Annotated in this window: 7 protein-coding genes; 4 read left to right on the top strand and 3 right to left on the bottom strand. The window is 53.5% G+C overall.

The annotated features are described in order from the left end of the window. The first annotated feature begins 1,026 nt into the window (after positions 1–1,026). From KK925_RS08335 to KK925_RS08320, 4 genes are all read left to right on the top strand, one after another. Entirely contained in the window at positions 1,027–2,751 is a 1,725-nt protein-coding gene (locus KK925_RS08335; protein WP_174583500.1) for an efflux transporter outer membrane subunit, read from the top strand. Continuing rightward, the gene (locus KK925_RS08330) at positions 2,748–4,310 is read left to right on the top strand and encodes an MFS transporter (protein WP_174583499.1); all 1,563 of its coding nucleotides are present in this window, start codon (positions 2,748–2,750) and stop codon (positions 4,308–4,310) included. Before KK925_RS08335 ends, KK925_RS08330 begins: the two co-directional genes overlap by 4 nt. After that, positions 4,307–5,620, top strand: coding sequence for an efflux RND transporter periplasmic adaptor subunit (locus KK925_RS08325; protein WP_174583498.1), 1,314 nt, complete (start codon positions 4,307–4,309; stop codon positions 5,618–5,620). Before KK925_RS08330 ends, KK925_RS08325 begins: the two co-directional genes overlap by 4 nt. A gap of 102 nt (positions 5,621–5,722) precedes the next feature. Then, on the top strand, positions 5,723–6,166 hold the full coding sequence (locus KK925_RS08320; RefSeq protein WP_268905644.1) for a universal stress protein: 444 nt from the start codon (positions 5,723–5,725) through the stop codon (positions 6,164–6,166). 32 nt (positions 6,167–6,198) lie between these two features. Here KK925_RS08320 and KK925_RS08315 read toward each other — a convergent pair whose 3' ends face one another. The 3 genes from KK925_RS08315 to KK925_RS08305 all read right to left on the bottom strand — a co-directional run. Further along, positions 6,199–6,660, bottom strand: coding sequence for a Fur family transcriptional regulator (locus KK925_RS08315; RefSeq protein ID WP_174583496.1), 462 nt, complete (start codon positions 6,658–6,660; stop codon positions 6,199–6,201). A gap of 43 nt (positions 6,661–6,703) precedes the next feature. Further along, positions 6,704–7,606 carry a LysR family transcriptional regulator gene (locus tag KK925_RS08310; protein ID WP_174583495.1) on the bottom strand — a complete coding sequence of 301 codons (903 nt, stop codon included), beginning with the start codon at positions 7,604–7,606 and terminating at the stop codon, positions 6,704–6,706. 589 nt (positions 7,607–8,195) lie between these two features. Beyond that, positions 8,196–8,386: hypothetical protein (locus KK925_RS08305; protein ID WP_214096433.1), on the bottom strand; the 191-nt coding region annotated here is incomplete at its 5' end.

The following is an 8,386-nucleotide window of genomic DNA, read 5'->3' as shown; positions in this document are numbered from 1 at the left end:
TTATCTTGTTACACTTTTCCTGGCCTTGGCCTTGCAAACGGTTATCACCTTGTTGTCCTCTTCTTTACCCCGGCAGTGTTACAGATCGGTGGCAGAATTGTGACAATTGTGTAACAAATGCGCCTGGACCCGGCGTGGCCTGGCGTGGGAATCCGGAAAACCCCCACTCGTGTCCAACTAGCTTGCCCGGAAGATGCCGAGTTGTAAGCTAGGGGATATTTTTTTTCTTGCCGGTCCCGTGTCCCCTTAAAAAAAGGGTTAAAAGCAAGGCCCTATGCCTTCTTCCCACGGGTAATGCACCCTTAGACCAGAGAGAGGCCTCTTTCTCAAACCCTAGGGAAGCACAAGCTTTCCCGTTGTTGCCGCACCTTCCCAAGATCGACGGTCGAACCGCTTAGGTAAGGCATGACCTAGCGGGGCCATTTCCTTCTGATTTGCAGCGCCAAGGGGTGGCCTTTTCGGTTCTCGCGAAAGAAACGCCCGGAGAAGACCGGCAGGATGATACTTCCTCGAGCCTTGGCAAAATACTTGGCTTTGAGGCACGTTACCGTTCGGCTGTAAAAGAGAAACAAAGCGTAGCCAAGCCCTGCGAACCCCAAAGGCTCGTGGGCCAAAATCTCTTAGGCCGGCAGCACCCGCCCTCTGTTTCCCTGCAAGGGAAGCACGCGTGATACTGGAAAAGGTGGCTCGTCAAATCGGAAGGAAATCCGCTACTTCTTACGGCAAAGAAATCCATCTTTCGACTCTTAAAACTCCTCCAGGGATCCCCGTTGTCTTCCAAGAGGCCATTTAGCCCCTCCGGAAAGCAGGGTTAGCTTAGCACACAAGGCTTGTCTGACCGCTGGTGAGACGGCCTATCGCCCGACCTATTCGCCAGAAGAATGAAGCGCTTGCACTTTTCTTGTAACCCTGGTTAAAGAGAGAATTTGAGGCAGTGGAGTCTGCCGGTGCCCTCGATTGGGACGAACCCTTCCTGGTGGAAGCGATGACTCCTAGCGCAAAAGCGCGCAAGGAGTTAGCAACTGGATGAACGGTCAGCGGTTCCCAACCCGGAGGGGAAGAGCCCGAGCCCGCGCAAAACCGCTTTTTGAATCAGACGCCTCGGAACCTTTTGGGATCGGGATTCTGGCTTGGATTGGGATCGTGGGGTGTGCCAGTCTCCTTTTTCCATGGCGCTGCCAGAGTGCGTCCCCCGATAGCCCATCCCCTCCGAAGTCTCAACAGAAGAATCTCCACCGCGCCGACGAAAGAAAAGTGCTTCTTAGAGCCCTTGCCCACGCAACACAACAACCAGGGTCCTGGAAACCGGCCACTCCGAAAGACGACTGGAGTCGAGGAGCCTGGTGGGAAATCTTTAGAGATCCTGGCCTCGATCAACTAGAAGCTCAAGCCGAATTAGGGAACCAATCGATCCGAATCGCCCTGGCCAATGTACTCGCTGCTCGGGCCGGCGTCGCGGTCGCCTACAGTGCGTTTTTCCCGCACATTAGCTTGAAACCTTATTATCATCGCTGGAGGAAAAGCAAAGACATCCCTCCGATCTCCAACGTTCCATCGCTTTTAGTTCGTTCCAATGGAACCAATGGTTTGCCCCCCTCTGGCACACCGATCGGATCCACTCAGTTCTTTGGTTTTCGGTATCCCACGGACATGTGGCAAGTGCTCCTGGAGTCAAGCTGGGAACTGGATCTTTGGGGCAAACTCCGCAGACAACTCGAAGCTGCCCAAGCGGAAGCCCAAGCTACTCAGGCCGAGTTTGAAGCCATCCGGCTCTCGGTTCATGCGGAGCTCGCTCAAGCCTACTTCCTTTTACGTTACCTGGATCGCCAACTTGAGATTTATCGAAAAATGGTTGCCGTTTCGCAAGATAATCTCAAGAGAGCCCAGACGCTCTTTCAGACAGGGCTAGCTACTGCGTTGGACGTAGCCCGCGCTCGAACCGAGCTGGCCCGTATCCAGACCGCCCTTTACTCGGTCGAAAACCATCGAGCCCAAACGGAAAATGCCATCGCCCGGTTAGTTGGAAAGCCCAGTTCTGAGTTCCACCTCCCGCCAAGTCCTCTCAAGGGAGAACCGCCTCCCGTACCCATGGGGTTGCCTTCCGAGCTACTCGAGCACCGTCCGGACATTGCCGCAGCGGAAAGAGAGGTAGCCAGCGCCAACGCGGAAATTGGAGTCGCCATAGGAGCGTTCTTTCCCAAGGTGAGTTTGGATTCCTTTTTCGGGTACAATAGCATTCATACAGGAAATCTTTTCACTTGGCCTTCCGTCTCGTGGCTTTACGGCCCCCTTTTGGACCTTCCCGTTTTTACCGGGGGACGCTTGCAGGCCAATCTCGTCCGAGCCCGTGCGCAGTATGAAGCAGCGGTGGCCAGCTATCGGGAGAAAGTTTTAGCGGCCTTTGAAGAGGTAGAAAACGCCCTTGCCAGCGTGCGCCTTCTCGATGAGCAAGCAGTCGCCCAGCGCCAGTGGGTAGCAGCGGCTCGTGAGCAATACGACTTAGCGCTAGCACGTTTTGAACAGGGGTTAACGCATTATATCGAGGTGGATACGGCAGAAAGTAGCTGGCTTACCGCTCTTCTCTCGGAAGCGCAGCTACAAGGAGAAAGATTTATCGCTCGAGTCGCGCTTATCCGAGCTCTTGGAGGAGGATGGAAAGAGTCCTCCCTCCGATCTTTGGAATCCCCGCAAAAAGACCGGTCCCCTGGATCAGCAGTATCACTATCGAAAGCGCGCAAGGAAAAGCGATGAAGGAAAAAAAAGATACTCCGAGCGGAATGCGATTGGGTGTCATCCAAGTCCTGATAGGCGTTGCAAGTCTTTTTGCCCTTTGTAACGGCCCTTCCTTTACCGATCTTATGGCCTACACGGTAGCGGAATTGGGAGAGAGTCCCAGCCACGGGCCGTGGATGAATGGAACGTTTTTCTCGGGGTTGGGCATTGGGGTGATTGCAAGCAGCCACCTTTCTCATCGCTTCGGTCGCCGTCCGATATTTGTTTCCGCTGCCCTAGGACTCGCTCTTTCTTCCTTTTTTTGCGCCCTGACCATCAATTATTATCTCTTCCTTGGCGGGCGTGCCTTTCAGGGAGTCTTTTCCGGGCTACTAGCTATGACCGGGCAAGGGCTTCTGATTGAGTGTTATCCTGCCGAGCTACGGGAAATACCGATCCTCCTTTGGTCGATGGTTGTCATTGGGCCGTTTAGTATCGGGCCGGCCATTGGAGGAGGCGGAAAGGAGTTTTGGGGACACGAATGGTTAAGCTGGCGGTCGTGGTTCTGGATCAATGGGATCGTAGCCGCTGGAGCTGGCCTAGGGGCCCACTTGCTTCTCCCGCAGTGGGCGGGCAGAGCTACCAGAGAGCGACGGTTGGACGTTGTGGGCTTGTTACTCCTTTCCGTCTGGTCTTTCTGCTATGCAATTGCCCTGTGCATGGGGGATGATTACGAGTGGCTGATTTCCCCTCATATCCGTCTTTTAGTTTTTTTCGGTACCTTTTCGTTAGGGCTCCTCTTCTTTTGGGAACTTGGAAACCGCCACAGAGTCGTAGATGTGACTCTCTTCCTGCGGAGAAACTTTCTGATCGGGACATTTGGATTGGCTTGGGGGTTTTGTCTCTTTTATGGGCTGTGGGGAACGGTGCTTGTGCGAACACAATCCACGTGGGGATTTGACCCACTCCTAGCGGGATTCATCTACGTACCTATGGTGTTTATCTCACAGCCGCTTGTTTACGCTGGAGTCCGTTTCTTTCATCGTTTTGACGCAAGAATCCTCGCCTCGTGTAATCTCCTTGTCTTTGCCTTGTACTGCTTATTGGTAAGCTCGTATGACTTTTTCCGGAAGCGTTCCTTCTGGCTTGATTATGTTGGACTTCAGATTGTCCAGGGGATCTGGTTAGGGACCTTCCTCTTACCGCTAACGCGCATTGCTGTAGCAGGGCTTTCCCCTGCGAAGGAAGCCGCTGCTGTGGAGCTTTCCGGTGCTCTTCGTGTAACGTTGCAAGGCTGGTCTTCTCCCATCATTGGAACCATCCTCTACCACCGTTCCGCATTCCATAAATGGCGCTTGGTCGAGTGGCTGCCGCCCAATCATCCGTTTCTTTCGGAACTTTTTTCTCAATGGGCATCGGCCGGTATTTCAAAGGAAAAGCTTCTTAAGCTTTTGGACCGCCAGGCACTCGATCGGGCAACGGTCCTTGCTCTGGACGATGCGTTCCGGATCTGTGCATGGATTTTTTTGGCGATGGCTCTTTTGGTGTGGCTGAGCCGCCCCAATCCACTCAAAACAAACGGCTACAAAAAGAGATGAAGGACTTTCCTTCCGAAGACCTAGAGCCGCCTAATTCGCAGAGCAACCACAGGGGTGCCTTTGCGCTACGCAAACTTCAAAAGCGTCTTCGTTCCTTTTCCCTGCGGGCCCAAGCGTGGGGCAAGGCTCTAAGAGAGGAAGGATGGGAAGCCGTCCCCTTGACAGCCAAGGTCCTTACTGTTGTACTCGCGCTGGTTCTTCTAGCCTGGTTCCTCTACGAAAGCCTGTGGGTCACCACCAATGACGCCTACGTAACAGGAAACGTGGCCCCCGTCAAAGCCCAAACCAGCGGGACAGTGGTTGAAGTCCGCTACGAGGACACCCAATTCGTCCGCAAGGGGGAGGTCGTTGTACGGCTGGATGGGCTCAAACAAAAAGTGGCGTTAGAACGGGCAATATCCGAGCTAGGAAATGCAGTTCGCAAGGTTGAGAATCTTTTTAGCCAGGTAGAATCGTTGCGCCATAAGATTGCTTCCCAGAAAGCCGAATTGGAAAGGCTCAAATACGATTTGTCCCTGTACCGCAGTGGGAGCCAAAGCGGAGTCATTTCCCAACAACAGGCGGTGGACACCCAGTGGAAGGTGCAGGAACTAGAAGCTACGATCCGCCAGCTGGAAGCGGACCTGGCTGGCGCCGATGCCATGGTTCACGGCACATCGGTCTACGACAATCCCTTGGTGACCCTCGCTGCGGCTCACGTGAGAGACGCTTATCTGGATTGGGTTCGCCGCAACGTTGTCGCCCCCGTTTCGGGCTACGTGGCCAAACGGACCGTGCAACCAGGAGACCAGATCTCACCCGAAAAGCTCCTGATGACGATCGTCCCGTTGGACTACGTTTGGGTTGTGGCCAACTACCGGGAAACCGAGCTTCGCCGTGTCCGTCCCGGACAACCAGCGTCTGTTGTGGTTGATCTTCAGGGAAGGCGCATTACCTATCACGGAATAGTTGAAGGTCTTCTACCCGGAACGGGAAGCGTTTTTTCCCTTTTGCCTCCCGATAACGCCACAGGAAATTACATCCATGTTGTGGAGAGGTTAGGGGTGCGAATTCGACTAGATCGAAAAGAACTGGAAAAGCATCCGCTGCAACTAGGCCTTTCGGTGGTTGCGCGCATTTGGACATGGGGAAAAGACCATTCCGTGTTGGAACCACTCACGCAAATCCCTCCCGACGTTTACCATAATGATTATCACTCTCGCTGGTACGAGGAGGAGCTGGAAGGAGCCGATCGAGTCATTCAGGAAACCATTGAGAGGAATCGTCGTCACCCGGAAAAGGAGCTGCAAACTCTGGGTTCAATGCCCTGAGGAGAGATGGATCACCGGGTCACAAACAATCATTGGCGCTTAAGAAGTAAGTAGGACATTTTTTATTTTCTCTGGAAGAATCTTTGGTTTGGTTGGATCCTTATGTTTCGCCACATCTTAGTTGGATACGATGGGTCTACCATGGCGGAGCATGCACTCCTTCTAGCAGCGGCCATTGCCGAGCGATTTGGCTCGCAATTGAGCGTGCTTTCCGTCATTCATCCCCCGGGGTCGGATCAGGACATTGAATTTGAGGTGGAACGGCAGAAACTTTCCGAGAGCCTAAACGACGTCGCAGCCCGGCTCCAAAGACGAGGGCTTTTGGTAGTAACGGAGCTTGTGGAGGGAGATCCTGCCGAGGAGCTCTTGCGCTGGGCAAACCGGCACCAGGTTGATCTTCTTGTGGTGGGAAGACGCGGCCTTTCTCGCTGGGAGTACTGGGTCTTGGGCTCCATTTCGGAACATGTCATTCGCCATGCTCGCTGCCCAGTTTTGGTTGCGGAGCCAGTAGCGATGGCCAAAGACACCGGCTCCTCCCAGACCTGAGGCATCAGGATCTTTCGATTCGAAGAGAGGAATTAACCCCGATTTTGGCAGAAGCCTAGCTCACGCAGGCGCTGACAGGTAGCTTCAATTCTTACATGCTTAGTTGCGGGAGCAAACCCAAGCGCACGGGTAATTTCGTTTTCCCGGGCTTCAAGGTGATTATCCTCGAACTCAAAGATCTTGTTGCAATCCAAGCAGATCAAGTGGTTATGCTCCGGATGCGTTGCGTAATTAGGATCGTAGTAACGCTCTCCTCGATCCAAGTCCAGTCGATGCAGTAGCCCAGTTTCCAAAAGGAGAGGAAGAGTCCGATAAACGGTTGCCCGCGAAACGGAGGGGACCAGTTTGCGAGCCTCTTCCAGAAGCTCCTCCGCGGTAAAGTGCCGAGAGGATCCAAACGCGGCCTCGATAATCGCCGTACGTTCCTTGGTTACCCGAAGCCCTTTTTTCCGCAGGTGCTCAACTACCTGGTCACGAATTTCCTTGGAATCCATGAACGTTCTACCATGAAAGTTTGGCCCACACGTATCCCCAAAGTCAATCTCCCAGAGCACCTTCGACCGGCTCCTGTTTTAAGGTCTCCAAAAACCGCTTAATTGCGGGAGAAAGCACGCGGCCTGCCTTGCAGAGGATCCCCAGGGGCCGGTAGTAGCTTTGGCCAGCAAACTCTACCTTGCAGAGCGTGCCGGTTTTTAGCTCCTGTTGGACCGTAGCAAGGGGCACCACGGAAATGCCCGCTTCGATCTCAACCGCTCTTTTGACCGTCTCAATATTGTCAAATTCCATTACCGGCCGGAGTTCCAAGCCCCTTTCTCGGAAAATCCGGTCGATGGCTTTGCGGGTAGGAATGTCGGACTCAAAGCCGACAAACTTCTCTTTGGCTACCTCAGCCAGTGTGACTTCCTTGCGCTGGGCAAAGGGATGGGAGGGATAACAGATGACCACCAGCCGGTCCTTCCGGAACGGTTCCACACGGATCGTTTTTCGCTGAACAGGATAGGCCACAAGACCAACGTCAGACAGTCCGTCCTGGACATCTTCATAAACCTGCCGGGCATGGCGATACTCGATCCGAACATTGACCTCCGGATATTCCTTAAGAAAACGCCTCAAGTAAGGAGGCAACTCGTGCAAGCCAATGCTATAGACCGTAGAAACGCGGATCACGCCAGACACGACGTTGCGAAGCTCGGCCAGCCGGTTCTGCAAGCTCTGGTAGAGATTAACGATCTCCTTAGCCGATTCATAGAAAATTTGTCCCTCCCGCGTGAGCGAAAGATATTTGTTACCTCGGTCAATGAGCGGAACGTGGAATCGCTCTTCCAACGCACGGATCTGCTGGCTGACCGCGGACTGCGAGATAAAATTTAATTGCGCAGCCTTGCTGAAGCTGCGAGAGTCGACCAGATCCTGGAAGACTTTAAACGTTTCAATTTGCACAATTAAATCGTAAGAGATTCTTATAGCGTGTCAATCCCGTTTCCAGGGTGCTCCTCTTGAACGCAGCCGCTGCAGCTAGGCCTGTAAAGGGTCCGGAAAAAATGGGCGAGCTCGGACAGCGAAGAGAAACACTCCGTGCCCAAAGATCGATCTACTTGCCACAACCAAAGGATAGCCCCACTGGGCACATCACGAGAGTCGTGCGATGAGGAGTAACGGATCTTGGCGCAAATCGCACCCAGGGAGCATTAACCAAATATCTCCTTTCTCTTCAGGTGCTTCTGGCACATGACTTGCCTTCCCCATCAAACAAGGCCAAGGGCTCAGCTTTACTTTTTGACTCGCTTGGGTTGGTAACCGTCTGAGCCAATTGTGGTGTAGAAAGATTTTCTTCCATCTTGGATTGGCTAACCGACGGTCCTTTTTTGTTCGGACCGGTTGGTTAGTTCGATACCTTCTTTGAATGGCCTCTCCAGTGGCTTGGCTAGGTTGGACACGTTCCCCTGATAGGTCGCCATCCTTTTCTTGGGTGCATCGGTCCACTCTATCGATCCTAACCAAAATCGTTTTTCTCTTGACCCACCGCTCCTTAAACCATGGACGAAGGTTTCCCTACCCGGCTGGCATAATCGAGGACGCCGGGGGTTACCGGAAACCATGCGGGCTGGAGGAAAAGGAGCTCTCCACGGCGAGGGATGGGTGAAACGGGGGTTGGAGCTAGGTGGAAAAGAAGCTCGATCGCAAGGATTCCCTGCGGGGAACGAGTCTTGTGCTTTATGA

Source organism: Candidatus Methylacidithermus pantelleriae (genome assembly GCF_905250085.1).
GTDB lineage: Bacteria > Verrucomicrobiota > Verrucomicrobiia > Methylacidiphilales > Methylacidiphilaceae > Methylacidithermus > Methylacidithermus pantelleriae.
Note: the sequence above shows the minus strand (reverse complement) of the source record. Positions and strands in the feature narration are given on the sequence as shown.

Coding starts and splice junctions, on each gene's coding strand:
- KK925_RS08320 (WP_268905644.1), top strand. CDS start 5,723: ATGTTTCGCCACATCTTAGTTGGATACGATGGGTCTACCATGGCGGAG.
- KK925_RS08315 (WP_174583496.1), bottom strand. CDS start 6,660: ATGGATTCCAAGGAAATTCGTGACCAGGTAGTTGAGCACCTGCGGAAA.
- KK925_RS08325 (WP_174583498.1), top strand. CDS start 4,307: ATGAAGGACTTTCCTTCCGAAGACCTAGAGCCGCCTAATTCGCAGAGC.
- KK925_RS08335 (WP_174583500.1), top strand. CDS start 1,027: ATGAACGGTCAGCGGTTCCCAACCCGGAGGGGAAGAGCCCGAGCCCGC.
- KK925_RS08330 (WP_174583499.1), top strand. CDS start 2,748: ATGAAGGAAAAAAAAGATACTCCGAGCGGAATGCGATTGGGTGTCATC.